Below are 24,343 nucleotides of genomic sequence, written 5' to 3'. Positions count from 1 at the left end.
CGGGCCGGCGGTACGCCGCTTGGGCGCGATGCCATGCTGCCGGGGCATCGCACCGGCGTGCTGCCGCCGGTCCGGGCGGCGGGGGAGTGCCGGGCGGGGGCGCGGCCGGCTCGGGGGCGTCACCCGGGCGGGGAGGAAAGGGAACGCCGCGGCCGGCCCCTGCCCGGGGCCTGGGGCGGGGTCAGCCGGAGGCGGCGGAGACGGATATCCGGAGCGCGGTGCCGCCGTCGGCGGGTGTCACCCGCAGCCCGCTGAGATCCGGCACGGCCAGGTCGGGGGCGAGCCCGGCGGCGGTGCGGCCGACGCCGACCACCGGCATGCCGGCCGCGCGGGCCGCGGCGACCCCGGCCGCCGAGTCCTCGAAGACCACGCAGCGTCCGGGCGCCACGCCCAGCTCGGCGGCCGCCTTGAGGAAGCCCTCCGGATCGGGCTTGCTGGCGCTGACGGACTCGGCGGTGATCCGCAGCCGGGGCAGCGGGAGTCCGGCGGCGGCCATCCGCACCTCCGCGAGCGGGGCGTCCGCCGAGGTGACCAGGGCGTGCGGGAAGCCGTCCAGGGCGGCCAGCAGGGCTGCGGCACCGGGTACCGCGACCACGCCGTGCAGATCGGCCCGCTCGTCGGCGAGCATCCGGGCGTTCTCGGCGAGATTGATCTCCGCCGGGCGTTCCGGCAGCAGTTCCGCCATGGTGGCGTGGCCCTGCCGGCCGTGTGCCACGCTCATCACGTGGTCTCCGTCCAGCCCGTGGGCCTCGGCCCAGCGGCGCCAGACGCGCTCGACCACGGCATGGGAATCGACCAGCGTGCCGTCCATGTCCAGCAGCACGGCATGGGCGGTCAGCTCGGGCGGTGCGGACATCGGACGCTCCTGGCGGTGCGGTGGCTGTGGGCGGGGTGCCGTGGGCGGGCACGGGCAAGTGGCTCCGCCCGCCTGTGGTCGGGGCTTGTGGGGCGGAGCCACTTTGTTCTCACACGATACAAAATCGGAGCGGGGATGTGCCAGTCGCCCCCGGTGAACATCCGCCCGACCCTGCCCGAGCAGTGGCCCGACGCGGCGTGACGCCCCGCTGCCGCCGCGGAGAGCCGCCGCCGCGGCGCGCCGTCCCGGACCCGGAGCCGCGACCGGCCGTCTCCACCCGGGCGACCTCCGTCGCGCCCCCGCCCGGCCCACCGGGCGATCCCGCGCCGGTCCGCGCTCAGCCCGGCGACAGCTCCGGCAGCGCCTCCCTGCGCCCCCGGGACGGCTGTTCGGTCACCTCCGCCTCGTGCCCCTGGCGGGAGGCCGCCAGGGGCAGGGCCCGTCCGTGGCCTGATTCGTTCGCCCATCTTGTCCGTATGCTGCGATTCCTCCCGTGGGGCATACCCGCATACCGGGGACACCGGTCGAACAGTGGTGCATAATCGCGTCACAGATGTTCCAAGAGGCCCATGCCAAGGGGGAGGTGCCGGAGATGCAGGGCGCGGCGCACTGCGCGAAGTGCGGCACAGCCGTGGGCGCGGACGGTCACCCGGGCTGCGACTGCGGCAGAACGGCCCCCTCCATGCCACGGATCTACGTGACCCTCGGCGAGGCCAGGGCCCTGCCCTCACTGGACCCGGACGACGTGGCCCGGTTCTCCGAGCCCGCGGACGCCACGGATGCCGCGGATGCCGCAGACTCCCCGGCGTCCGCCGCCGGCCCCGGCACCGCCCTTGAGCTCTCCCGGCGGCCCCGCCCCGCACACGCCCGCCCCCGGAGCCGCGCCCGCACCTCTGCGCTGGCCGGCGGCGCCGCCGCGCTGGTCATGGGCTGCACCGCGCTGGCCACCTCGCTGCTCGGCGGCGCCGCCGGCCAGCGCAGCGAGGACTCCCGGCGGCAGGACGACCGGGCCCTCACCCTCCCGGACGGCGGCCTGACCGCGGCCGGCGAGGAGTGGCGGTCCCCGGAGCCGGAGGAGCAACTGGTCGACCCGGCGACCGAGGAGGAGCCGGAAGCCGAGGAGCCGGCGGCCGGGGAACCCGCGGCCGGGGAACCGGACTCCGAGCCCGCCGCCCGGCCCTCCGCGGACGATTCCGGCGGCAGCCAGGTGGCCGACCCCGCGGCGCCGCGGCCCGACGAGGGCAACGGGCCCTCGGTGAACGGCCGCCAGTCCGGCGGCAACGGCGGGAACCAGGGCAACGGCACCGGAACCGGCGGCGGCAGCACCGACCAGGACGGCGACCGCGACCAGGACGACCCCGACGGCGACCCGCACGACGACGGCGGCAGCGGAGGCGGGGACGGCACCACCGGCGGAGGCGGCGACGGCGGGACGGACGGCGGGACCACCGTCATGTCGCTGCAGGAGGGCGACTTTGGCCCCGAGGTCACCGAACTCCAGGACCGCCTGCGGCAGGTGCTGTGGTACTTCCGGTATGTCGACGTCCCGGCCGGGGTGTTCGACTGGCAGACCGAGTCCGCCGTGAGCACCTTCCAGCTCTGGTACGGAATCCGCGGCGACGCCTGGGGCGTCTACGGCCCGAACACCCGTGCCGTGCTGGAGCAGCACACCAGCTACTCCTGATCCCGGGGCCCGCCCGGTGCGGGTGGCGCCCGCCGCCCGACCGCCCCGCGCCGTCCCGACCCGGGAACCGGCAACGGCCGCACCCCGTAGTGCCCTTGGAACGCCCCCGCCCGGCCCGCGGAGGCGTTCGGTGCGCTGCGCAATAATCGCTGCCACCACCTGTGGAGGAGGGACCCACCGTGGCGGACACCGAAGAGGCATGCACGGCCTGCGGCAGGCCGGACTGCCCGGGCGGCTGCCCCGGCGCGGCGCCGCCCCCCGCCGCGGCGGGGTCGCTCTTCGGCACCGTCGCCGCCGACGACCGGCCCGGGCGCGCCGACCCGGCCGATCTCGCCCTGTTCGCCGAGACCGGCGGACGCGGCGCCGGCGGTGCGGGCGGCGCGGACGACACCCTGGTGCTGGCCCCTGTCCCCGGCACCGGCCCCGAGCCGGAACGCAGCGCCCGCCGCGGCCGGCTGCGCGTCGCCGCCCTGGCCGGCGGCACCGTGGGCCTGGTCATGGGCTGCACCGCCGCGGTCAGCGCCCTGATCGGCGGCACCGGCGGAGGCGGCACCGACCGCGCCGAGGACACCGCGCGTCCGGAACCCTCCCTGGCCCTGCCCGACGGCGGCATGGCCGAGAACCCCGGGCCCGAGGAGGTCGACTCCCCCTCCCCGGAGGAGGAACTGCTTTCCGCGTCCCCCACGCCGGAGTCCCCCTCACCCGGCGCGACCGAGACGGGGCCGGAGACCTCGCCCGGCCCGGAGTCCGACCCCGGCCGTTCCCCGTCGCCCACTCCCACCCCCACCCCCGCGTCCCCGACCGCCGGGCCGGACGATCCGCCGCCCGGGGAGGAGCCCGACGAGCCCCCGGTGCTGCGGCGCGGCGACAGCGGCCCGGAGGTCGAGGAGCTCCAGGGCCGGCTCAGCCAGATCCCGCACATGTACCGGGACGAGATCAGCGGCGAGTTCGACCGGGACACCGAGGAGGCCGTCTTCCGCTTCCAGCAGTGGTACGGGGTGAACGGTGACGAGCCCGGCGTGTACGGCCCCCGCACCCGGGAGCGCCTGGAGGCGTACACCGACGAACCGGGAGGCGACCGGGACGGCGACGGAGGCGGCTGGGGAGACCGGGACGGCGGCGGCCGCTGAGACCGGCCGGCGGCCGTGCGGCATAATCACCGGCGAACGTGCGGAAGGGGGGAGCCCGGAGTGACCACAGGACCCCACTGTGCCGAGTGCGGCACGGGCCCGGGACCGCAGGGCTGGCCCGAGTGCGACTGCGTGACCCGGCCCCTGCCGCGGATATTCGTCACCACCGACGCCGTGTCCGAGCCCGGCGAGACCGCCGCCGCCACGGCCGATCTGGAACTCTTCCAGGAACGCGAGGACGGCGCGCTGGTCCTGCTGGACCGCCCCCCGAGGCCGGCCCACGCCCGCCCCCGCAGCCCCGCGCTGATCGCCGCGGTGGCCGGTGGCGCGGTGGCCGTCCTGGTCGGCTGCACCGCCCTGCTGATCGCCATGCTGGGCGGTGCCGGCGGCGGACCGGAGACCGACGACCGCAACGCGGACCCGACCGTCGCCCTGCCCGACGGCGGCCTCGCCCGCGCGGACGACGAGGAGAGCGAGGAGGAGCCGCGGCCGGAACCCACGGCCGAGGGCGCGCAGAGCCCGTCCCCCGGCTCCTCGGAGTCCCCCGCGGAGCCTGTGGCGGAGACGGAGAATCCCCCGCCGCCCTCCACGGACCCCGGACCGGACCCGGAGCCGACGACCGCCGCTCCGGAGCCCACCCCCGAACCGACGCCGGAACCGAGCTCCGAGGGCCCGGTCCCGGTGCTCAGCAAGGGCGACAGCGGCCCGGCCGTCGAGGAACTCCAGCGGCGCCTGGAGCAGATCCCCAACATCTACGACGGCGGGATCACCGGCGTCTACGACAGCAACACCCGGGCCGCCGTCATCAAGTTCCAGAACTGGTACGGCGTGCAGGGCGACGACAAGGGCGTCTACGGACCCCACACCCGGACCCGCCTCGCCGAGCACTCCACCTCGTAACGGCCCCGTGTGAGGACAGCGGTACCGCGCTGACCGGATTCCCCTCCTTCCCGCGGATCGGCGCAGGGCCGGTATGCGGCACGACGGGCCGGAGGAGGACTGACCGGCCCGCCACGGGTGCGGCGCGGGCCGGCTGCGCCCTCACCCGTGTGGCAGGCGGCCGGCGCCGCCCCCTGCCGGGGGAGCGGGCGCCGCGACGGTGAGGGCGGCGCGCATGCGGGCGGCACTCATGTCCTGCCGGGCCTCCCACCGGGCCTGGCACGCCTGCCGGTCGGCGCATGCCCACAGGGTGCACTCGCGGTCGAGGATGCCGTGCCACCGTCCGGCTTCCTGCATCCGGCAGGCGGGCCCGAACATGTGGGCGCACCAGGCGCAGGCCAGGCCCCGCATCTGGTCCAGATGCAGGGTGCCGCGCAGCCCGGTCCAGTCGACCGCGGCCTCGGTCTCGGGCCCGGCGGCGGGGCCGATCGCGGCGGTCACCGGAAAGCCCCGATGAGGATGCGGCGCAGCACCTCCGGATCGGCGAGCCGCACCCGGCCGTCGCCTTCGAACCGGGGCGGGCTGGGCCAGTACGGCCAGCCGTCGGGGCCGGGCTCGGTGCGGGCGGGGTCGGGGACGCACAGCAGGTTCGTGCCGCGGCCATGGTGCACGATGCGGGAGCCCTCGACGTCCCAGTGCCCGTGGGTACCGGGGGGCACGAGGACGTAGGCGTCTCCCACGGCCGGCCGGTGGAACACCGGCCCGTCCAGGAACTCCACCTCCAGCGCGGCGAGGATCGGGTCGGCGTCGGGGACGTGCACCGCCTCCCAGTGGGAGGGGACGGGCAGCGGCACCGCCCGCTCGTCCCAGCGCGGGGACCGGCCAGGCGCCAGCCAGTCACGCACTCTCCATACAGGGGAGGTCACTGCTGCTCCTCCCCGTCGGCGGGTTCGTCGCTGGTCTGCTCGTAGTCCTTCGGCTCAGCAGCCGGGTCCTGGATCGGGACGGTCTGCCACCACGGTGTCCCCACTGGCCAGTCCCACACGTCAGTCACGGCCGTCACCTCCGCGGCCTGTGCCGGCGCAGTTCCGTATCGGCGTGGGTGAAGTGGTCACATGCGGTACCAGCCGATTCCGGACACTCAGCGGGATCATGACGCTAGGATTCCGCGCAGCGACGGACAGTGCATCGCCACTGCTAGACACCTACCGACATTTCCCCGCCACGCCGCCGCGCGGAGGTGTCTGCAAATGGCACCATGGCTGCCGTGGCAAACGAACGACTACGGCACGCCATGCATCGCGCAGGGCACGACCTGAACTCCCTTGCCGAAGCAGCAGAAGTGTCGGCCAAGTCTGTCGAGCGCTGGATCAGCGGCAATGCCATCCCTCACCCCCGCACCCGCTACCGGGTCGCTGCCATCCTCGGCGAAGACGAGTCCTACCTGTGGCCCAGCGCCGTCGACTCCGCGTCCCTCACCGGCGCCGAACTCGTCGCTACCTACCCGAGGCGCAGCCTTGTTCCCCGCCACACCTGGATGGAACTGCTGCGCGGCGCCGAGCGCAACGTGGACCTGATCGCCTTTGCCGGCCTGTTCCTCACCGAGGAGCACCCCGAGTGGATCCCCACCCTCGCGAAGAAGGCCGCCGCAGGAGTCCGGGTCCGGCTGCTGCTGGGCGACCCCCAGGGCTCCCAGCTCGCCGCGCGCGACCAGGAGTACCGCATCGGCGGTGGAGTGGCCGGCCGGGTCGCCGCCGTCCTGGCTTACTACGGGGAGGCCATGCCGGAGACGGTGGAGATCCGGCTGCACGACACCCCGCTGTACAACAGCATCTACCGGTTCGACGACGACATGCTCGTCAATGTCCACGCTTACGGGGTGCTGGCCGCCTGCACGCCGGTGCTCCGGCTGCGCCGCATGGACGGCGCGTTCTTCAACACCTACATGGAGTCCTACGAGCGGGTCTGGGCATCGGCCCGGCCGGCCATGCTGGCGCAGGAGGTGCCGTCGTGAAGCGAGCCACGCACCGGGTGGACTACTGGCGCGACCCCAACGCCCCGGCCCCGACGTCCCGTAAGACGTCCGCGTCCGCGTTCGTCCGCGACGAGGCCGGGCGGTTGCTGCTGCTGAAGCGGGTGGACAACGGTCTGTGGACGATCCCCACGGGCGGGGTGAAGAAGGGCGAGTCCGTCGGGCAGGCCGCGATCAGGGAGTGCCGGGAGGAGACCGGCCTCGACATCGAGATCGACGGGCTCGTGGGGGTGTTCTCCACGCCGGAGCACGTGATCGCGTACATGCACCATTCGGAGGTGCTGGAGGTACGGCAGCCCATCAACATCTGCGTGCGGGGCCGGGCCGCCGGCGGCGAGATCGTGCCGCAGCCGGACGAGGCGCAGGAGGTGCGGTGGGTCGGGCAGGAGGAGCTGGCCGACCTGCCGATCCACCCGGCGCTCATGGTCCGTATCCGGCATGGCCTGGCGGGCGGGGCGCCGTACATTGCCTGAGGGCGGTGAGCGGAGTCCGCCGCGGTCGGTGGCGGCGACGCCGGGGAGTCCGGCGGCGAGGGCGTCCGGGGAGGGCCCGCACGGCACGACGAGGGACTCCGTCACCCCGGCGCCACCTCGGCGGTCCCCGTGCCGGGGCCAGGGGCGGGCCGGGGACTTCGGGCATGGTGCAGACGAGCCGGGCTGTACGCCGGGTTCTGTGCCTCGGGGCCTCGCGGCCGGCCGAGGCGGCGGCCATCCATCTGGGACTGCCGTTGCCGGCAGCCTCAAGCGGTCTACCCGCGGACTCGGGCGGGCCGCCCTCGAACGTCCGCGCAGGGCCGTCTGCCGACGGCCCCTCTTGACCTTGCTCCGGGTGAGGTTTACCGAGCCGCCCAGGTCACCCTGGGCGCTGGTGGTCTCTTACACCACCGTTTCACCCTTACCGGGCGTCCTGTGACGGACCCCGGCGGTCTGTTTTCTGTGGCACTGTCTCGCGGGTCACCCCGGGTGGCCGTTAGCCACCACCCTGCCCTGTGGAGCCCGGACGTTCCTCGGCGGGACGCCGATGCGTCCCGACGCGACCGCCCGCCCGGCTCGTCTGCGCTGTCCATGGTACCGGGGCGGCCGCCGCGCTCCGCGCCGGGCGCCGGGCGTAGGGTGCTGGGGCCGGGACCGCAGGCGATGACACGGGTCCGCCCGCCCTCGTGCCCCCTCCGCGCCCCGGGCCCGGCCGCCACCGGGCCGGGAACGCGCCGGGCCCGGGGGCCGGAGCGGGCCCGACCGGGAAGAGGAGTGGACACGAGTGCTGGTGCTGCTGCCGCCGTCCGAGGGCAAGGCCGAGCCGCGGGGCGGGGCGCCGCTGGATCTGGCCGCCCTGTCCCTGCCCGGGCTGACCCCGGCCCGGGAGGCCGTGCTCGACGAGCTGATCGCGCTGTGCTCCGCGGACCAGGTCAAGGCCCGCGAGGTGCTGGGGCTGAGCGAGCGGCAGAGCGGGGAGATCACCAAGAACGCCGCGCTGCGCACCGCACCGGCACTGCCCGCCGCCGGGCTCTACACCGGGGTGCTCTACGACGCGCTGGGCCTCGCCTCGCTGCCGCCCGAGGCGCGGGCCCGGGCCGAGCGGTCGCTGCTGGTCTTCTCCGGCCTGTGGGGCGCGCTGCGGATCACCGACCGGGTGCCCTCCTACCGCTGCCCGGGCGGGGTGCGGCTGCCCGCCCTGGGCGGGCTGGCCGGGCACTGGCGCGGGCCGCTGGGCACCGTGCTGCCGGAGGCGGCGGGCGACGGGCTGGTGCTGGACCTGCGCTCGTCGGCGTACGCGGCGCTGTGGAAACCGGCGGCGCGCAGCGCGGCGGCCCGGCGCACGGTGACTGTGCGGGTGCTCCACTCCCGGCTGGTGGACGGGGTGGAGCGGCGCAGCGTGGTCAGCCACTTCAACAAGGCCACCAAGGGGCGGATGGTGCGCTCGCTGCTGGAGTCGGGCGCCGATCCGGCCACCCCGGAGGAACTGGCGGACGTCCTGCGCTCCCTCGGCCACCGTGTCGAGGGCGGGGCGGGCGCCGGGAGCGGCGCCACGGCACGGCGGCTGGACGTGGTCGTCACCGAGCTGTAGCCGCCCGGGGGCGGGCCCGGCGGCCGGTCAGCCGACCGCGCCGGGCGGGGGCCGCAGATGGGAGGTGTCGTTGAACAGCCGCACGCTGGCGTTGCCGTCCGGGTAGTAGGCGACCGCCGACAGGGACGCCGCGGACAGCTCCATCCGGTACAGCGCCTCGGGCGGGGCGCCCAGCGCCAGCCGGATCAGGGTCTTGATCGGCGTCACATGGGTGACCAGCAGCACGGTCATGCTGCCGTGCCGGGCCAGGATGCGGTCCCGGGCCGCGGTGACCCGGCGCGCCACGGCGGCGAAGCTCTCCCCGCCGGTCGGCCTGGCCCGGGGGGAGGCCAGCCAGGCGGCCAGATCGTCGGGGTGGCGTTCCTGCACCTCGGCGAAGGTCAGGCCGTCCCAGGCGCCGAAGTCGGCCTCCCGCAGGCCCTCCTCGACCTGCACCGGCAGGCCGAGCCGGTTGCCGGCCGCCTCCGCGGTCTGCAGGCAGCGCTTGAGCGGGGAGCTGAGGACGGCCTGGACGGTGCCCCGGGCGGCCAGCGCCTCCGCGGCCAGCCCGGCCTGCCGGTGGCCGGTGTCGGACAGCTCCGGGTCGGCGCCGCCGCTGCCGGAGAACCGCTTCTGCGGTGTCAGTGCCGTCTCCCCGTGCCGCAGCAGGACGAAGGTCGACGGGGTGGCGGCCGCCGCCCCCCAGCCCTGGGTCCGCACCGCCTCGGCGGCGGGCACCCCCGGCGGCGCCGGGGCCACGGCAGGGCCGGCCGGTGCCGGGGCCGGGGGCGTCTCGGGGCGCCACTCCCGGCCGCGGCCGCCGGCGTCCATCGCCTCGTTGGCCAGCCGGTCGGCGTGCTTGTTCCGCTCCCGCGGAATCCACTCGTACCGGACCGCGCCCGCCGGATGGACCGAGCGCGCCTCCACCACCAGCGGCCGGATGTCCGGGTGCTTGACCTTCCAGCGTCCGGACATCTGCTCCACCACCAGCTTGGAGTCCATCCGTACGCTGATCAGCGCCTCCGGGTCCAGGTCGTGCGCGGCCCGCAGGCCGGCGATCAGCCCCCGGTACTCGGCCACGTTGTTGGTGGCCCGGCCCAGGTACTCGGCGGTCTCGGCGAGCACCTGCCCGGTGGCCGCGTCCCGCACCACCGCGCCGTATCCGGCGGGGCCCGGATTGCCCCGGGAACCGCCGTCCGCCTCCACGATCAGCTCACGGCCGCGCCCGCCCGGGGCCGGGGCCGGGAGCGGCGCCGAGCTCACAGGCCGGACTCCGGGGTACGCACCAGGATGCGGCTGCAGTTGCCGCAGCGCAGCACCGCGTCGGCCGGGGCCTGCCGCACCTCGTTCAGCTCGGTGAGCGCCAGCTCCTGGCGGCAGCCCTCGCAGCGCTTCTGGTGCAGCCGGGCCGCGCCCACCCCGCCGTACTGCCGGCGCAGCCGGTCGTAGAGCTTCAGCAGCGGGTCCGGAATGCCGCCGGCGGCCTCGGCGCGCCGGCCGCGCACCTGCTCGGCCTCCTGGTCGATCTCGCGCAGCGCGGCGTCCCGGCGGCCGACCGCCTCGGTGAGCTTGTCCTCCAGGCCGGCCACCGCGGCGCCCAGCTCCTTGGCGCGCTCGGCCGCGGCCTCGTTGCGCTCCATGATCTCCAGGACCACGGTCTCCAGGTCGTCCTGGCGGCGGCCCAGCGAGACCAGTTCGCTCTGCAGGTTCTCCAGGTCCTTGGGGCTGGTGATCTCCCCGGAGTCCAGGCGGCGCTGGTTGCGGGCGGCACGGGTGCGCACCTGCTCCACGTCCTGCTCGGCCTTGGTCTGCTCGCGCGCCGTGTCGCTCTCCTCGGTCTGCGCGGCGACCAGCAGGTCGCGCTGCTGCCCGATCTCGGACTCCAGGGCGCGGATCTCGGCGTGCTCGGGGAGCGTGGTACGCCGGTGGTCGAGCTGGGTCAGCCGGACGTCCAGGTCCTGGACGTCCAGCAGGCGGATCTGGTCGGCGGGCGCGGCGTTCAGTTGGGGGCTCCTGAGGGGGCGAGGGACGGGGTGGTGGAAGCGTCGGGGGCCGAGGCCGCGTGCGCGGTCCAGGGGTCGGTGACCTGGCGCGAGACATGGGTGCGGAGCTGCCAGCCGTGGCGGTCGGAGACCGCGTCCAGCTGCGCGGCGGCCTGCTCGCACCACGGCCATTCGGTGGCCCAGTGCGCGGCGTCCAGCAGCGCGGGCCCGGCCTCCGCACCGCCGTCGCCGGAGCCGTCACCCGCGGCGGCGCCGGGGGAGGCGAAGCGGGCCGCCTCCCGCGCCTCGGAGGCCGGGTGGTGCCGCAGATCGGCAGTGAGGTAGGCGTCGGCACCGGCGTTGCGCACCGCCGGGAACAGGCTGTCGCCGGAACCGCCGCACACCGCCACGCTGCGGATCAGCCGCTGCGGGTCGCCGGCCGCGCGGATGCCCTGCGCGGTGGCGGGAAGCCGGGCGGCGGCCAGCCGGACCAGCTCGGCCAGCGGCAGCGGCGCGGCCGGGGCGCAGATCCGGCCCAGTCCGCGGCGGCCGGCCGGGTCGTCGGGGTCGGGCACCAGCGGGCCGGTGACGCGCAGACCGAGCGCGCCGGCCAGGGCGTCGGAGACCCCGGGATCGGCGCGGTCGGCGTTGGTGTGCGCCACGTAGAGGGCGATGCCGTGCCGGATCAGGGTGTGCACCACACGGCCCTTGAAGCCGTCGGCGGCCACCGTGGTGGTGCCGCGCAGATAGAGCGGGTGGTGGGTGACCAGGAGCTGGGCGCCGCGCGCCACGGCCTCGTCGGCGATCCGCTGCACCGGGTCGACGGCGAAGAGCACCCGCTCGACCGGCTCGGCCGGATCGCCGCAGACCAGCCCGACGGCGTCCCAGTCCTCGGCCCGTTCACGAGGCCAGAGACCGTCCAGCGCGCTGATGACATCCGAAAGTACGGGCACGGGCATCAGGCTACCTCTCCGAGGCCGTTCGGCCTCCCCGGGCCGCGATGCCCTGCCCGTCCGCGCGTGGCGCACGCGTCGGGTACCGTTCCNGGCCGCGATGCCCTGCCCGTCCGCGCGTGGCGCACGCGTCGGGTACCGTTCCCGGGCGGCGGGCGGCGGGCGGCGGGCGGCGCTCCGGGCGGCCGGACCGCCGCGGTCCGTTCCGTCCGGCTTCCCCGGTCGCCGCCGGTCGCCGCCAACCGCCGTGGGGAACAGCACAGTCCGGGCGTCGGGCGCCGGGGAATGGGGCATGCGTCACTCTTAACGGTGAAGCGCGGGGACCCGAGTTGTCCGGTTGACCGTGCGAATCTAACGTCATGCCCCATGACCGCACGACCCCCCGCAGAGCACGCAGAGCACGCAGACCGCGCAGAACACGCAGGCCGCGCGGAGCAGATCACCGGCCGTGCCACCGGTGAGGTCCGGGCGCCGGTACGGGAGGGCGCGCCGCCGTCCGGCCCGCCGTGGGGCGGCCCGGTCGGCGGGCCGCTGACCGTCACCGCCGAAGGCGCCTACGGTGCCCGCCTGGTCAGCCGTGCGGGCGCCGAGCCCGAGGAGGGCCGGGAGGGCGGCGGCTGGCACGCCGAGCGGTGGACGCTGGACGGCCCGGAGCCGTACGCGGTGCCGCTGCCCTGCGCCCAGCCCGAGGAGCCGGACACCCAGGTCTCGCCGCTGGCCGACGGACGGGTGCTGCTCTGCCGCCGGGCCGACGGCCGGCACCACTTCTCCCTGGTGTACCCCTCCGGCCCGGAGACCGGTGAACTCCCGCTGGGCGCACTGGAGGGCGAGCGGGTGGAGCTGCTGCCGCCCGTGCCGGACGGCGGCCGGGCGTACGCCCTGGTGCCGGACGGGCCGGACACCGGGCTGTGGCTGGTCTGCGGCGGGGCGTTCGGCCCGGAGCTGGTCGGCCGCATCCCCGGGAGCTGCTCCGGCGGCGCCTGGCTGGACCGCGCCGGGCGGCTGCTGGCCCTGGACCGGACGGGCGCGGACGGCAGGGTCGGCGCGGTCACCGTGGACGTCGAGGCAGGCGGCGAGCCCCGGCCGCTGCTCCAGATCACCGAGCACAGCAACGACCGGCTGCTGCTGGCAGATCCGGACAGCGGGCTGCTCCTGGTGTGTTCCGACGCCCCGGGCACGGACCGGATCGGCTGGGGCGTGCTGGGCAGCCACCGGCCGGTGCGGTTCCCCGAAGCCCTGCACCCGGACGGGCTGAGCATCACGCCGATCGCGGTGCAGCCCGGGCAGGCGCTGCTGCCCGAGCGCTGCGGGGTGGCGCTGCGGATGACCGGCCCGGCCGGGGAGTGGGTGGCGGTGTGGCGTCCGCAGCAGCGCGAGCTCCAGCACTTCGCCCCGCCGGAGGGCTGGCTGCCGGGCTGCGCGCTGTGGACGGCCGAGGGCGAGCTGCGGCTGCCGTACGCCACGGCGCACACCCCGTGCGGGCTGACCCGGCTGGCCGTCCCGGTTCCCGCGCCGCAGCCGCCGCGTCCCGCCCCGGCGGCCTCCGGCGATGCCGGTCCGCCGGCGGGGGCCGCGTCTTCCGCGTCTTCCGCGTCTTCCGCGTCTTCCGCGTCTTCCGCGTCTTCCGCGTCGTCCTCTGCGTCCTCTTCCGTCTCGTCTTCCGCTTCCGCCTCCCCGTCCCGTTCCGCTTCCGCTGCCGGGCCCTCGTCCTCCGGCTCCGCGCCGGGCGGCCGGGGCGGGCGGGGCGAGCCGGCCGAGGCGGTGTGCAAGCCCGTTCCGCTGCAGCAGGCGCCGCTCGCCCGGGCCTGAGCCGCCCGCCCCGGGCGGCGCACGGCGGCGCCCGGGGCGGTGGACCGGGGCCGTCTCCGGTGGTGTGCCGGCGCCGCGCGCGGCGGCAGGCAGCCGCGCCACTTCACCCCCGGCTGTACCCGTGTCGGTCCGATAGGGCAGAGTGTGCATCGATGCGCCGCCCACGGCACCTTCCGCCGGGGCGCCGGTGGGAGGAACCGGCAGGAAGAACGGGGACGACGGGGAGCACAGGGGGACACATGGCGACATCTGAGGCGCCGCCGCCGGATATCCGGGCCGCCTTCGAGGCGGCCAAGGGCTTCATGCCCCCCGAGGAAGGACGCGCCCTGTACGCCGCCGCGGCGGACGCGGCGCGCGGACTGCGGCTGCCGCTGCTGGAGATCGGCAGCTACTGCGGGCGTTCCACCCTGCTGCTGGCCGAGGCGGCCCGCCGGGCGGGCACGGTGGCCGTCACCGTGGACCACCACCGGGGCAGCGAGGAGCAGCAGCCCGGCTGGGAGTACCACGACAAGGAGCTGTGGGACGCCGGGGCCGGCGCCATGGACACCCTGCCGTTCCTGCGCCGCACCCTGCACGCCGCGGGCCTGGAGGAGCACGTGGTGGCCGTGGTGGGCCGCTCGCCCCGGGCCGCCGCGGTGTTCGGGCCGGGCACCCGGTTCGGCCTGGTCTTCATCGACGGCGGCCACACCGACGCGCACGCGAACGCCGACTACGACGGCTGGGTGCCGCAGCTCGCCGTGGGCGGGCTGCTGGCGGTCCACGACGTCTTCCCCGACCCGGCCGACGGCGGGCAGGCGCCGTACCGTATCTGGCAACGGGCAGTGACCTCCGGCGCGTTCGCCGAGGTTTCGGTCACCGGCTCGCTGCGGGTGCTGCGGCGGACGGCTCCCGGACAGTGAGGAGTACGGACATGTCCGGCCCGGTGCGGAGCAACGTCACGGCGGCATCACAAGCGTGTCGCCTGGGCAACAGTCGCGCCTATCGGCCGGGACCACCGGGAAGTTCGTCCGTACGATGGGGCCCGTCCCGGACGGGCCGGAGCATGACAGACCGACCGACGATACCGACGAAGGAACTGATGTGAACAACCGCTCGCTCACCCGAGGCGACGCAGCAGTAATCGGAGCAGCGGTGCTGCTGTTCATCGCCTCCTTCCTCAATCTCCGTGAAGTCGAAGGTGACTTCGGCGGCCAGGAGTGGAACGGCTGGTCCTCCGACTGGTTCCCCGTTCTGCCCTCCGTGTTCCTCGCCGGGATCATCGGCGCGGGTCTGATCGTGGCCTCCCGCTTCGTTCCCCCGCCGGTGCAGAGCAAGGAGTTTCTCGGTCTCCGCCTGGACCAGTGGGGCATCGCGCTGGCGGTGACGTCCTGCTGGGCCGGCTTCTGGACCCTGGTCGGCGGCGTGGAAGGCGTGGACAACGGCGCCGGCATCATCCTGGGCTTCATCGCCGCCCTGGTGCTGGCCGCTGCCGCCGCCGCCACGCCGATGGTGCCCGCGCTGAAGGCTCCGCTGCTCACCGCCGGGGCCAGGCCGGCGCAGCCGGCGGCCCCCTACGGCCAGCAGCCGGGCCAGCCGCAGCCGGGTTACGGCTACCCCGGCCCGGGGGCCGGTGCGCCGGACCCGAACGCCGCCGCGCCCACCCAGTTCGCCGGCCAGCCGGCGCCGCAGTACGGCCAGCAGCCGGCCCAGCCGCAGCCCGCCGCCGCGGCCGACCCCAACTTCCAGCCGTTCTGGTTCGCGGTGCCGGTGGCCCGGCCGCTGTACGGGGAGGACGGCTCGCCCACCCCGATCGCCGAGCTGACCCCGGGCACCTGGTACCTGGCGGTCGAGCAGCGCGGCCAGACGCTGGTGGCGCAGACCCAGGACGGCCGCCGCGGCGTGCTCCAGGACACCTCCGGTATCCAGCGCGGCTGAGTCCCCCCGGTGCGGCGGTCCCGCCGCCCGGACACCGGCCGGGAACCGGCACCACGCCACAACGCCGCGACATCACAACGCCGCGACATCACCACGTCATAGCGGCACAGCAGCACGCCCGCGGGGCGTGGTCCGGACCGTCAGGAGCCCCGGGCCGCGCCCCGCGGCGCTGTCCGGCAGCGGCAGCCCGGGCGGCCGCCCGGTCCGGCAGTGGGGCGCGGCGGCCGCGGATCAGCGGGGCTGGCGGTCGGCGCAGCAGTCGGGGGCGAGGCCGTACGGGAGGCGCAGGCCGCCGAAGACCTCGCGGGTGGCGTGGTCGCCGGTCAGCGCGGCCACCGCGAGCAGAACCGATCCGGCGGTCCAGGAGGTCAGTTCCTCCGGCCACACGGCCCGGTCGGGGTAGACGTAGCCGGTCCAGTACAGGCCGTTTCCGGCGCGCAGGTGCTGGATCCAGCGCAGGATCTCGGTGGCCCGCCCGGTGTCGCCCACGGACCACAGCGCCAGCGCCAGTTCCGCGCTCTCGCCGCCCGTGACCCACGGGTTGGGCAGCACGCAGCGCACGCCCAGACCCGGGACCACGAACTCGTCCCACCGTGCGGTGAGCCGGGCGAGTGCCTCCGGTCCGCGCACCGCCCCGCCCAGCACGGGGTAGTACCAGTCCATGGAGTAGCGGGACTTGTCCAGGAAGCGTTCGGGGTGGGCGGCGACCGCGTGGCCGAGCCGCCCGGCCGCCAGTTCCCAGTCGGGCTGCGGCTCGCCCTCCAGGTCCGCCAGCCGCAGGGCGCAGCGCAGCGCCTGGTAGACGGAGGAGGAGCCGGTCAGCAGCGCCTCGCGCACCGGTCTGCCGGTCTCGTCCCGGCGCCAGCCGATCTCCCCGCCCTCCTGCTGGAGCCGCAGCACGAAGCCGACCGCGCGGCCGACCGTGGGCCACATCCGGCGGCGGAACACCTCGTCCCCGGTGGCCAGATAGTGGTGCAGCACGCCGACCGCCACGTAGGCGCAGAAGTTGGTCTCCTTGCCACGGTCGCAGGGGCGGTCCGGATCGCCGTCGGTGTAGGCGGCGTACCAGGAGCCGTCCGGATTCTGGTGGTCGGCCAGCCACCGGTACGCGGCGGCGGCACGGGTGTGCTCGCCGGCGGTGTCCAGGGCCATGGCGGCCTCCACATGGTCCCAGGGGTCGAGATGGTGACCCCGGAACCAGGGGATGGCACCGTCGTCGCGCTGCAGGGCGGCGATGGCGGCCACGGTACGGGCGGCCTGCTCGGCGGTGAGCACGCCGGGCAGGGCGAGGCGCGCGGTGTGCTCGGGAACGGTCACGCCGGCTCCGCGTCACCCGCCGCCGCCACCGGCGCCGTGCGGTGGGGTTTGGTGGCGTAGGCCACGAAGCTCTTGCCCAGCAGCGGGTCGAGCGTCTGCTCGGCGACCCTGGTCAGCAGCGGTTTCTTCACGATGTCCCAGACCAGCAGGCGGTGGTAGGCGCGCACCGGCAGGGCCTTGTCGTTGTCCACGCCGAAGGCGCACTTCAGCCACCAGTAGGGGGCGTGCAGGGCATGGGCGTGATGGCTGCCGTACGGCCGCAGTCCCGCCCCGCGGATGCGGGCCAGCAGCTCGCCGGCCCGGTAGATGCGGATGTGCCCGCCCTCCACCTCGTGGTAGGCGTCCGAGAGCCACCAGCAGACCTTCTCGGGCCCGTAGCGCGGCACGGTGACCGCGATCCGGCCGCCCGGACGCAGCACCCGGGCCGCTTCGGCGATCAGGCCCTTGTCGTCCGGGACGTGCTCCATGACCTCGGAGAGGATGACCGCGTCGAAGTGGCCGTCGGGGTAGGGCAGCGCCAGGGCGTCGCCGACCACCGCCTCGGCGCTCGCGCCGGGCGGGGCCTCACCGGCCTCCGCCATGGCCGCGAACCACTGGGCGACCTCGGCGATCTCCTCGGCGTTCCGGTCCAGCGCGACCACGCGGGCACCGCGCCGGTAGCACTCGAAGGCGTGCCGGCCGCCGCCGCAGCCCAGGTCCAGGACCCGGTCGCCCGGGGCCAGCGGGAAGCGGGTGAAGTCCACGGTCAGCACGCGGTCAGCTCCTTCGCTCGGTGGGGGACGGTGCGGCGGGGCCGGGCCGGGGCCGCCGCCGGCCGGCCTGCGCGGCCAGGGCCGCACGGTAGTGCTCCACGGTCCCGCGGGCGGCCTGCTCCCAGGTGAAGCGGCGCAGCACGCGTTCCCGGCCGGCCGCGCCCAGCCGGGCGCGCAGGTCCGGGTCACCGAGCAGCCGTCCCAGCGCGGCGGCCAGGGCGGCGGCGTCCCCGGGCGGCACCGCCAGGCAGGTCTCGCCGTCCCGGCCGGCGACCTCGGGGATGGCGCCGCCGGTGGTGGCGACCAGCGGTGTTCCGGTGGCCATGGCCTCGGCGGCGGGCAGCGAGAAGCCCTCGTAGAGGGAGGGCACGCAGGCGGCCTGGGCGCCGCGCAGCAGCCGCGCCTGTTCCTCGTCGCTGATGCCCTTGACGAACTCCACCGCGTCGCCGAGGCCGAAGCGTTCCAGCGCCTCCGCCACCGGGCCCCGCTCCGGCCGCCTGCCGACGACCAGCAGGTGGGCCCGGGGGTTCTCGGTGCGGAGCTTGGCCACCGCCTCCACCAGGTACACCAGGCCCTTGAGCGGCACATCGGCACTGGAGGTGGTCATGATGCGGCCGGGGATCTCGGGGGTGGCGGGGTCGGGCCGGTAGACCCGGCTGTCGGCGCCGGCCGGGACCACGTGCACCCGCCCGGGGGGCACGGCGAGGTCGTCCAGGATCTGCCGCCGGGAGGACTCGGAGACGGTGAGCACCGAGGGCAGCCGGCGGGCGACCCGCTTCTGCATCCGGGTGAAGGCGTACCAGCGGCGCAGCGACAGGCGCCGGCCGCGTCCGGTGGCGGCGGAGAGCTCCAGGCGGCGGTCCACGGTGACCGGGTGGTGCACGGTGGTGACCAGCGGCAGGCCCAGGCGGGGGACGCCGAGCAGGCCGTAGCCCAGTGTCTGGTTGTCGTGCACCACGTCGAACTCGTGGCGGCGGGCGGCCAGATGGCGGCGGGCGCGGAGCGAGAAGGTGAGCGGCTCGGGAAAGCCGCCGGTGCGCATGGTGGCCACTTCCAGGACGTCGATCCAGTCCCGGAACTCGTCGCGGCGCGGGGTGCGGAAGGGGTCGGGCCGGCGGTAGAGGTCCAGGCTGGGCAGCCGGGTCAGGGTGAGGCTGCCGGGCGGCTCGGCACCGGCCCGGGGGGAGGTGTCCGTCACCCGGTCGAGCTCGGGGTAGGGCTGCGCGCCGATGACCTCGACCCGGTGGCCGAGCCGGGCCAGTTCGCGGGAGAGGTGGCGGATGTAGATGCCCTGTCCGCCGCAGAAGGGATCGCCCCGGTAGGTCAGGAGCGCGATGCGCAGAGGCGCGTCCTCGTCTGCCACTGCGGTCACGCCCGGCTCCCTTCTGACGACGCGTGGGCTGGAGCGTAACCGCTCGATTCCAAATAGAACAAGTTCTGAAATGGGTGGTGCTACTGGCCGGTAAGGTCGATATGACGATACCGGCCCGGGTGCCATTGTGCGCATCCGCCGCCGGGTGACGCGCGCCACGGCGGGCCGGGCGGGGGACCAGTGCGCCGGTTCCCGCCGGTACGGAGCGCGAACTAAGCTGCAACGTGTTCCACCCCGGGCCCGCCGTGGCCCGGACGACCGGCCCGAAGCGAGTGTGCGTGCGGAGCACCAGTGCGATGACCACCACGCAGGACCAGCAGCGCCAGCAGGACGAGCGGCGGGACGGGCCCGGCCCCGGCCCGGCCCGCACCGAGCGGCAGCGCGCCCGCCGCCGGCGCATCCTGGACGCCGCCACCCGCCTCGCCTCGGCCGGCGGCTTCGACGCGGTGCAGATGCGGGAGGTCGCCGAGTCCTCCGGGGTGGCCCTCGGCACCCTCTACCGCTACTTCCCCTCCAAGATCCACCTGCTGGTGGCCGTCCTGCACGACCAGCTGGAACAGCTGCGGGCCAATCTCCGGGACCGCCCGCTGCCCGAACCGGACCCGGCCGGACGGCTGGTGCACACCCTCAAACGCGCCTTCCGGGCCCACCAGCGCGACCCGCGGCTCGCCGAGGCGATGATGCGGGCCCTGCTGTTCGCGGACAGCTCCGCGCGTGACGAGGTGCGGGCCGTCTTCCGGCTCACCACCGCGATCCTGCTGGACGCCTCCGGCCTGGCCGAGGAGGAGATCCCGGGGCGGCTGAGCACCGTCCGGGTGATCCAGCACACCTGGCACGCGGCCCTGGTGAGCTGGCTCTCCGGGCAGATCTCGCTGGCCGAGGCCCAGGCCGACATCGAGACCGTGTGCCGGCTGGCCGCGGCGCCCGGGCCGCCGCCGGGCTGAGCCCCGCGCCCCCGGCGGGAGGGGTCCGGAAGGCCCCGTGCCCGCCCGCGAGGGCGGCGGCTATCGTGTGGGGGCTACCTTGCGCAGCAGCAGTACCAGCCCGTGAGCGGGGAAAGCCGGTGCGACTCCGGCGCTGATCCTCCCCCATTCCTTCGTCATGGGAGGTGCCCCCATCCCGTGACGGGGACGGCCGCCACCGCGGCGCTCCCCGGAGCCGGACCACCGCCCGCGGGCCGCACTGGCTCGCCGGCCGCCGCCGGGCGGCCGGCACCGTCGAGGAATGCGGAGCTGAGCCGGTTGCCGTCACCGCGCCTCGCCGCGCCGTGGCGGGCAGCCGTGCCCTGACTGCCCACCACAGGAGAGGCGAACCACCGACCATGAACACCCCGCGCGCCCCGCGCACCCGCCGAACAGCCGCCGGCCTGGCCGTGGCCGCCGCCACCGCCGTCCTGCTGCCGGTCGCCGGACCGGCCCTCCCGTCCGCGTCCGCCCACGGATCGGCCACCGAGGGCCTGTACGGGGACGGCGACGCCACCTGGGACGGCGTCTGGCGGCAGTCCTGGTCGCTGCTCGCCCTGCACAGCGCGGGCATCACCCCGGGCGAGGAGGCCGTGCACTGGCTCACCGGCCAGCAGTGCGAGGACGGCGCCTTCCCCACCTACCGGGCCGGCACCGAGGAGCCCTGCGGGCAGGACACGGTGCGCGACACCAACGCCACCGCCGCCGCGATCCAGGCCCTGGCCGCGCTGGGCGGGCACGAGGAGGCCGTGGCGGAGGCCCTGCTGTGGCTGCTGGACGTGCGCAACGAGGACGGCGGCTGGCCCTACACCCCGGGCGACGCCACCGACGCCAACTCCACCGCCGTGGTGCTGGGCGCCTTCGCCTCGGTGCAGGACCCCGCCTACCAGGAGGAGATCGGCAGCTCGCCGGACGCGCTGGGCGCCCTCCAACTGGACTGCACCGCCGACGCGTCGCAGCGCGGCGCCTTCGCCTGGCAGCCGGAGGCGGACGGCGAGCTGTTCGCCAACGACCTGGCCACGGTGGACGCGGTGCTCGCCGCCTCCGGCAGCGGGCTGCTGGTGACGCCGGGGGAGGAGTCCGGCGCCGCGCCGCGGCCCATGGAGTGCGACCCGCCCGCGGTCCACGAGGACGCCCCGCGGGCCGATGCCGAGGCGGGCGCCGCCTACCTGGCGGCCAGGCTCGCCGCGGGCGGGCAGCACCTGAACAACGACCTCACCGACGGCTCCCCGGACTACCTCGGCACGGCCAAGGCCGTCCTCGCCCTGGCCGCGGGCGGTTTCGCGGCCGAGACGGCCGGGCCGGTGGAGTGGCTCCAGCAGCACCACGGCGAGTGGGCCGGTCACCGGGAGAACCCCACCGCGCTGGCCGCGCTGGCCCTGGCCGCGCACGCGGCGGGCGCCGACCCGCGCGACTTCGGCGGCACCGATCTGATCGCCGCGCTGGCCGCGCTCGGCCCGGAGCCGCAGACCCCGCTGGAGGGCGCGTCGGACGGCGCGGGCACGGACGACGGCAAGGGCACCGGCGACGGGAACGGCGACGGGAACGGCGACGGCACACCGGGCAACGCCCGGGAGGACGTGGCGGACGAGGACTCCGGCTCGCTGTGGTGGCTGGTCGGCGTGGGCCTGCTGGCCGGTGCCGGACTCGGCCTGCTGCTGGCCCTGCGCCGCCGGCCGGACAAGGGTACCGGCGGCGACGGCGCAGGCGACGGCGCAGGCGACGGTGACGGTGACGGTGACGGAGGCGACGGACCGGAGCGGCAGTCCTGATGCGTCCCGTTCGCCGGATGCCCCGCCGGGCGCCCCGCCGGATGCCCCGCCGGTCCTCCGCGGGCCTTCCCGCCCTCCCGGCTCCGGTTCCCGGCTCCGGCCGGGAACCGGAGCCGGGAACCGCGCCGCTGCGGCGCCGAAGCGGCGCGGCGGCCGCCGCCGCCCTCGCCGCGGTATGCGCGGCGGGCGGCCCGGCACAGGCCGCGGACCCGGACACCACCGGATACCGCTACTGGTCGTTCTGGCACCAGGACCCGGACGCCCCCGGCACCTGGCAGTACGCCACCCAGGGGCCCGGCACCTACCGCCCGGCCGACGGCGAGGTGCTCGGCTTCCGCTTCGCCGTCAGCGTCGACGCCGCCGACGCCCACCGGCCGCGCGGCACCGACGACTTCGGCACCGTCTGCGCGGGCACCCCGGACCCCGGGGACGGCAGCCGGAGGGTGGCGCTGGTCATCGACTTCGGCACCGAGGAGGACGCCCCGGCCGGTGAGCGGCCCCCGGACGGTGCGGGCTCACCGCGCACCGCGTGCGCGGTGATCGACGACGGCGCCTCCGCCGCCGAGGCGCTGGCCGCCGCCGCCCCGCCGCTGCGCTACAACTCCGAGGCGCTGCTGTGCGCCATCGCCGGCTACCCGGCCCGGGGCTGCGGCGAGCAGGTCGCCCTCGACCCGGAGACCGGACGCCCCGGCGGGGAGACCGACCGGGAGCCCGACGGGACGCCCGCCGGGGAGCCGTCCGGGGACACCTCCGGCACCGGGGGCGGCGACGGCGACGGCAGCCCGGCGGCCGTATGGACCGGCGCCGGGGTCGTCGCGCTGCTCGCGGCGGCCGCGGTGTGGCGGGCCCGCCGGCGCCCGCCGGCCTCGTCATGAACACCCGGCACACGCGGCCGGCCCTGGACTCCCTCCGGGCGCCCAGGGCCACCCGCTCCACCGCCCTGCACGCCGGCGCCTGGTGGCTGTGGGCGCTCGGCCTCGCCGCCGCCGCGTCCCGCACCACCAACCCGCTGCTGCTGGCCCTGCTGATCAGCGTGGCCGGCTATGTGGTCGCCGCCCGCCGCACCGACGCCCCCTGGGCACGGGCCTTCCGCTTCTTCCTGCTGCTGGGCGCCCTCGTGGTCCTGCTCCGGCTGTGCTTCGCGCTGCTGCTCGGCTCGCCCGTCGGGGGCACCACCGTGATCCTCGTCCTGCCCGAAGTCCCGCTGCCCGACTGGGCGCAGGGCGTCCGGCTGGGCGGCCGGGTCACCGCCGAGGCGCTGATGTTCGCCTTCACCGACGGCCTTCGCCTGGCCACCCTGCTGATCTGCATCGGCGCCGCCAACGCCCTGGCCAACCCGGCCCGGCTGCTCAAATCCCTGCCCGGCGCGCTCTACGAGGCCGGAGTCGCCGTGGTCGTCGCCATGACCTTCGCCCCGCACCTGGTGGCCGATGTGCTGCGGCTGCGCGCCGCCCGCCGGCTGCGCGGCCGGGCCGACCGCGGGGTGCGCTCGGTGCTCCAGGTGGCGCTGCCGGTGCTGGAGAGCGCGCTGGAACGCTCGGTGGCCCTGGCCGCCGCCATGGACGCCCGCGGCTACGGCCGCACCGCCGATGTCCCGCCCTCCGTCCGGCGCGCCACCACCGCCCTCACCCTGGGCGGGCTGCTCGGTGTCTGCGCGGGAACGTACGCGCTGCTGGCCGCCGAGGGCGCGGCCCTGGGCCTGCCGGTGCTGCTGCTCGGGGTGGCCGCCGCCCTGGCCGGGCTGCGGCTGGGCGGGCGGCGCAGCGTGCGCAGCCGCTACCGTCCCGACCGCTGGGGCTGGCGGGCCTGGGCGGTCGCCGGTTCCGGCGCCGCCGTGGCCGGGGTGCTGATCCGGGCCGCGGCCACCGCCCCCTCGGCCGTCACTCCGCCGGCCGTGCCGCTGACCGCGCCCGCGTTCCCGCTGTGGACCGCGGCCGGGATCGTGCTGCTCGGCCTGCTGCCCGCCGTCCTCGCCCCGGCACCCGGGCCCGTACCCGGCGCCGCTCCCGTTCCTCCGCCGTCCCCCTCGTCCGCTTCCTCCCCCGGCAGTACCGGAGACCGTCCGCGATGATCCGCTTCGACCAGGTGTCGGTGGCCTACGAGGGCGCCGGCCGGCCCGCCGTCCAGGGCGTCGACCTCACCGTGCCCGAGGGCGAACTGGTGCTGGTGGTCGGCCCGTCCGGCTCCGGCAAGTCGACCCTGCTGGGCACCGTCTCCGGGCTGGTGCCGCACTTCACCGGCGGCACCCTGGCCGGCCGGGTGACCGTGGCGGGCCGTGACACCCGCACCCACCGCCCGCGCGAACTCGCCGACGTGGTCGGCACGGTGGGCCAGGACCCGCTGGCCCACTTCGTCACCGACACGGTGGAGGACGAACTCGCCTACGGCATGGAGTCCCTGGGCCTGCCGCCCGCCACCATGCGCCGCCGGGTCGAGGAGACCCTCGACCTGCTGGGCCTGGCCGCGCTGCGCGACCGGCCGATCGCCGCGCTGTCCGGCGGGCAGCAGCAGCGGGTGGCCATCGGCTCGGTGCTCACCACCCACCCGCGGGTGCTGGTGCTGGACGAGCCCACCTCGGCGCTGGACCCGGGGGCCGCCGAGGAGGTGCTGGCCGTGCTCCAGCGGCTGGTGCACGACCTGGGCACCACCGTGCTGATGGCCGAACACCGGCTGGAACGGGTGGTGCAGTACGCCGACCAGGTGCTGCTGCTGCCGGGTGCCGGCGAGGTCCCGGTGCTGGGCGAGCCGGCCGAGCTGATGGCCCGGTCGCCGGTGTATCCGCCGGTGGTGGCGCTGGGGCGGCTGGCCGGGTGGTCGCCGCTGCCGCTGTCGGTGCGGGACGCGCGGCGGCGGGCCGCGCCGCTGCGGGAGCGGCTCGCCGCCCGC

General features: G+C 76.2%; 24 protein-coding genes and 1 other RNA gene. 14 read left to right on the top strand and 11 right to left on the bottom strand.

The window, feature by feature from the left end:
- Positions 1-181: 181 nt before the first annotated feature.
- Positions 182-856 (bottom strand): HAD-IA family hydrolase, encoded by a 675-nt coding sequence (locus GQS09_RS16820; protein WP_165987000.1) that lies wholly within the window; start codon positions 854-856, stop codon positions 182-184.
- A gap of 553 nt (positions 857-1,409) precedes the next feature.
- Here GQS09_RS16820 and GQS09_RS16815 point away from each other — a divergent pair.
- The 3 genes from GQS09_RS16815 (at position 1,410) to GQS09_RS30705 (ending at position 4,570) form a co-directional block, all read left to right on the top strand.
- Entirely contained in the window at positions 1,410-2,540 is a 1,131-nt protein-coding gene (locus GQS09_RS16815) for a peptidoglycan-binding protein (protein ID WP_165986996.1), read from the top strand.
- Positions 2,541-2,719: 179 nt separating this feature from the next.
- Positions 2,720-3,670, top strand: coding sequence for a peptidoglycan-binding protein (locus GQS09_RS30710; RefSeq protein WP_165986994.1), 951 nt, complete (start codon positions 2,720-2,722; stop codon positions 3,668-3,670).
- Between the two features lie 60 nt (positions 3,671-3,730).
- Positions 3,731-4,570, top strand: a complete 840-nt coding sequence (locus GQS09_RS30705) for a peptidoglycan-binding protein (RefSeq protein WP_165986992.1) — start codon at positions 3,731-3,733, stop codon at positions 4,568-4,570.
- Positions 4,571-4,711: 141 nt separating this feature from the next.
- Here the strand turns inward: GQS09_RS30705 and GQS09_RS16800 are convergent, their stop codons facing one another.
- The 3 genes from GQS09_RS16800 to GQS09_RS30420 are packed head-to-tail and all read right to left on the bottom strand — an operon-like array spanning position 4,712 to position 5,603.
- On the bottom strand, positions 4,712-5,050 hold the full coding sequence (locus tag GQS09_RS16800) for a hypothetical protein (RefSeq protein WP_165986990.1): 339 nt from the start codon (positions 5,048-5,050) through the stop codon (positions 4,712-4,714).
- Positions 5,047-5,475 (bottom strand): hypothetical protein, encoded by a 429-nt coding sequence (locus GQS09_RS16795; RefSeq protein WP_165986988.1) that lies wholly within the window; start codon positions 5,473-5,475, stop codon positions 5,047-5,049. Before GQS09_RS16795 ends, GQS09_RS16800 begins: the two co-directional genes overlap by 4 nt.
- Entirely contained in the window at positions 5,472-5,603 is a 132-nt protein-coding gene (locus GQS09_RS30420) for a hypothetical protein (protein WP_279577753.1), read from the bottom strand. Before GQS09_RS30420 ends, GQS09_RS16795 begins: the two co-directional genes overlap by 4 nt.
- Positions 5,604-5,816: 213 nt before the next feature.
- On the opposite strand from GQS09_RS30420, the gene GQS09_RS28675 reads away from it, so the two are divergent.
- Complete coding sequence (locus tag GQS09_RS28675; protein WP_313896176.1) at positions 5,817-6,563, top strand: helix-turn-helix transcriptional regulator; 747 nt, start codon at positions 5,817-5,819, stop codon at positions 6,561-6,563.
- Positions 6,560-7,054, top strand: a complete 495-nt coding sequence (locus GQS09_RS28670; RefSeq protein WP_313896175.1) for an NUDIX domain-containing protein — start codon at positions 6,560-6,562, stop codon at positions 7,052-7,054. The genes GQS09_RS28675 and GQS09_RS28670 overlap by 4 nt, the downstream gene beginning before the upstream one ends.
- 170 nt (positions 7,055-7,224) lie before the next feature.
- On the opposite strand, the gene rnpB is transcribed toward GQS09_RS28670, so the two are convergent.
- Positions 7,225-7,633: RNase P RNA component class A (rnpB, locus tag GQS09_RS16785), an RNA gene on the bottom strand.
- Between the two features lie 205 nt (positions 7,634-7,838).
- Here rnpB and yaaA point away from each other — a divergent pair.
- The gene (gene yaaA, locus GQS09_RS16780; protein ID WP_165986986.1) at positions 7,839-8,645 is read left to right on the top strand and encodes a peroxide stress protein YaaA; all 807 of its coding nucleotides are present in this window, start codon (positions 7,839-7,841) and stop codon (positions 8,643-8,645) included.
- A 27-nt stretch (positions 8,646-8,672) separates the two neighbouring features.
- Here the strand turns inward: yaaA and GQS09_RS28665 are convergent, their stop codons facing one another.
- From GQS09_RS28665 to GQS09_RS16770, 3 genes are read right to left on the bottom strand one after another with little or no spacing between them, the layout of a single operon-like run.
- Entirely contained in the window at positions 8,673-9,887 is a 1,215-nt protein-coding gene (locus GQS09_RS28665) for a bifunctional RNase H/acid phosphatase (RefSeq protein ID WP_313896174.1), read from the bottom strand.
- Positions 9,884-10,627, bottom strand: coding sequence for a zinc ribbon domain-containing protein (locus tag GQS09_RS28660; protein WP_207957932.1), 744 nt, complete (start codon positions 10,625-10,627; stop codon positions 9,884-9,886). The genes GQS09_RS28665 and GQS09_RS28660 overlap by 4 nt, the downstream gene beginning before the upstream one ends.
- Entirely contained in the window at positions 10,624-11,559 is a 936-nt protein-coding gene (locus GQS09_RS16770; protein WP_165986984.1) for a Nif3-like dinuclear metal center hexameric protein, read from the bottom strand. The genes GQS09_RS28660 and GQS09_RS16770 overlap by 4 nt, the downstream gene beginning before the upstream one ends.
- Before the next feature lie 366 nt (positions 11,560-11,925).
- Between GQS09_RS16770 and GQS09_RS16765 the strand changes: the two genes are divergently transcribed.
- The 3 genes from GQS09_RS16765 (at position 11,926) to GQS09_RS16755 (ending at position 15,282) form a co-directional block, all read left to right on the top strand.
- On the top strand, positions 11,926-13,368 hold the full coding sequence (locus tag GQS09_RS16765) for a hypothetical protein (protein ID WP_243761490.1): 1,443 nt from the start codon (positions 11,926-11,928) through the stop codon (positions 13,366-13,368).
- Positions 13,369-13,607: 239 nt separating this feature from the next.
- Entirely contained in the window at positions 13,608-14,267 is a 660-nt protein-coding gene (locus GQS09_RS16760; RefSeq protein WP_165986982.1) for a class I SAM-dependent methyltransferase, read from the top strand.
- A gap of 181 nt (positions 14,268-14,448) precedes the next feature.
- Positions 14,449-15,282, top strand: a complete 834-nt coding sequence (locus GQS09_RS16755) for a DUF5336 domain-containing protein (RefSeq protein WP_165986980.1) — start codon at positions 14,449-14,451, stop codon at positions 15,280-15,282.
- 231 nt (positions 15,283-15,513) lie between these two features.
- Here the strand turns inward: GQS09_RS16755 and GQS09_RS16750 are convergent, their stop codons facing one another.
- From GQS09_RS16750 to GQS09_RS16740, 3 genes are read right to left on the bottom strand one after another with little or no spacing between them, the layout of a single operon-like run.
- Positions 15,514-16,599, bottom strand: coding sequence for a prenyltransferase (locus GQS09_RS16750; RefSeq protein ID WP_165986979.1), 1,086 nt, complete (start codon positions 16,597-16,599; stop codon positions 15,514-15,516).
- Positions 16,596-17,351, bottom strand: coding sequence for a class I SAM-dependent methyltransferase (locus GQS09_RS16745; RefSeq protein ID WP_165986976.1), 756 nt, complete (start codon positions 17,349-17,351; stop codon positions 16,596-16,598). The genes GQS09_RS16750 and GQS09_RS16745 overlap by 4 nt, the downstream gene beginning before the upstream one ends.
- A 4-nt stretch (positions 17,352-17,355) precedes the next feature.
- On the bottom strand, positions 17,356-18,714 hold the full coding sequence (locus GQS09_RS16740) for a glycosyltransferase family 4 protein (RefSeq protein WP_399552538.1): 1,359 nt from the start codon (positions 18,712-18,714) through the stop codon (positions 17,356-17,358).
- A 305-nt stretch (positions 18,715-19,019) separates the two neighbouring features.
- Between GQS09_RS16740 and GQS09_RS16735 the strand changes: the two genes are divergently transcribed.
- The 5 genes from GQS09_RS16735 to GQS09_RS16715 form a co-directional block, all read left to right on the top strand.
- Positions 19,020-19,667, top strand: coding sequence for a TetR family transcriptional regulator (locus GQS09_RS16735; protein WP_165986972.1), 648 nt, complete (start codon positions 19,020-19,022; stop codon positions 19,665-19,667).
- A gap of 377 nt (positions 19,668-20,044) precedes the next feature.
- Positions 20,045-21,457 carry a hypothetical protein gene (locus GQS09_RS16730; RefSeq protein ID WP_207957927.1) on the top strand — a complete coding sequence of 471 codons (1,413 nt, stop codon included), beginning with the start codon at positions 20,045-20,047 and terminating at the stop codon, positions 21,455-21,457.
- Complete coding sequence (locus GQS09_RS16725) at positions 21,457-22,332, top strand: SCO2322 family protein (protein ID WP_243761488.1); 876 nt, start codon at positions 21,457-21,459, stop codon at positions 22,330-22,332. The genes GQS09_RS16730 and GQS09_RS16725 overlap by 1 nt, the downstream gene beginning before the upstream one ends.
- Entirely contained in the window at positions 22,329-23,528 is a 1,200-nt protein-coding gene (locus tag GQS09_RS16720; RefSeq protein ID WP_207957926.1) for a CbiQ family ECF transporter T component, read from the top strand. Before GQS09_RS16725 ends, GQS09_RS16720 begins: the two co-directional genes overlap by 4 nt.
- On the top strand, positions 23,525-24,343 hold an 819-nt coding region (locus GQS09_RS16715), incomplete at its 3' end, for an energy-coupling factor ABC transporter ATP-binding protein (protein WP_165986968.1). The genes GQS09_RS16720 and GQS09_RS16715, both read left to right, overlap by 4 nt.

Source organism: Streptomyces sp. YIM 98790 (assembly GCF_011421595.1).
In the GTDB taxonomy this organism is placed as follows: Bacteria; Actinomycetota; Actinomycetes; order Streptomycetales; family Streptomycetaceae; genus Streptomyces.
Note: the sequence above shows the minus strand (reverse complement) of the source record. Positions and strands in the feature narration are given on the sequence as shown.

What these genes read in the sequence shown, in the direction of transcription:
- GQS09_RS16820 (WP_165987000.1), bottom strand. Translation starts at nt 856, where the DNA reads ATGTCCGCACCGCCCGAGCTGACCGCCCATGCCGTGCTGCTGGACATG.
- GQS09_RS16815 (WP_165986996.1), top strand. Translation starts at nt 1,410, where the DNA reads ATGTTCCAAGAGGCCCATGCCAAGGGGGAGGTGCCGGAGATGCAGGGC.
- GQS09_RS16765 (WP_243761490.1), top strand. Translation starts at nt 11,926, where the DNA reads ATGACCGCACGACCCCCCGCAGAGCACGCAGAGCACGCAGACCGCGCA.
- GQS09_RS16760 (WP_165986982.1), top strand. Translation starts at nt 13,608, where the DNA reads ATGGCGACATCTGAGGCGCCGCCGCCGGATATCCGGGCCGCCTTCGAG.
- GQS09_RS16735 (WP_165986972.1), top strand. Translation starts at nt 19,020, where the DNA reads ATGACCACCACGCAGGACCAGCAGCGCCAGCAGGACGAGCGGCGGGAC.
- GQS09_RS16730 (WP_207957927.1), top strand. Translation starts at nt 20,045, where the DNA reads ATGAACACCCCGCGCGCCCCGCGCACCCGCCGAACAGCCGCCGGCCTG.
- GQS09_RS16725 (WP_243761488.1), top strand. Translation starts at nt 21,457, where the DNA reads ATGCGTCCCGTTCGCCGGATGCCCCGCCGGGCGCCCCGCCGGATGCCC.
- GQS09_RS16720 (WP_207957926.1), top strand. Translation starts at nt 22,329, where the DNA reads ATGAACACCCGGCACACGCGGCCGGCCCTGGACTCCCTCCGGGCGCCC.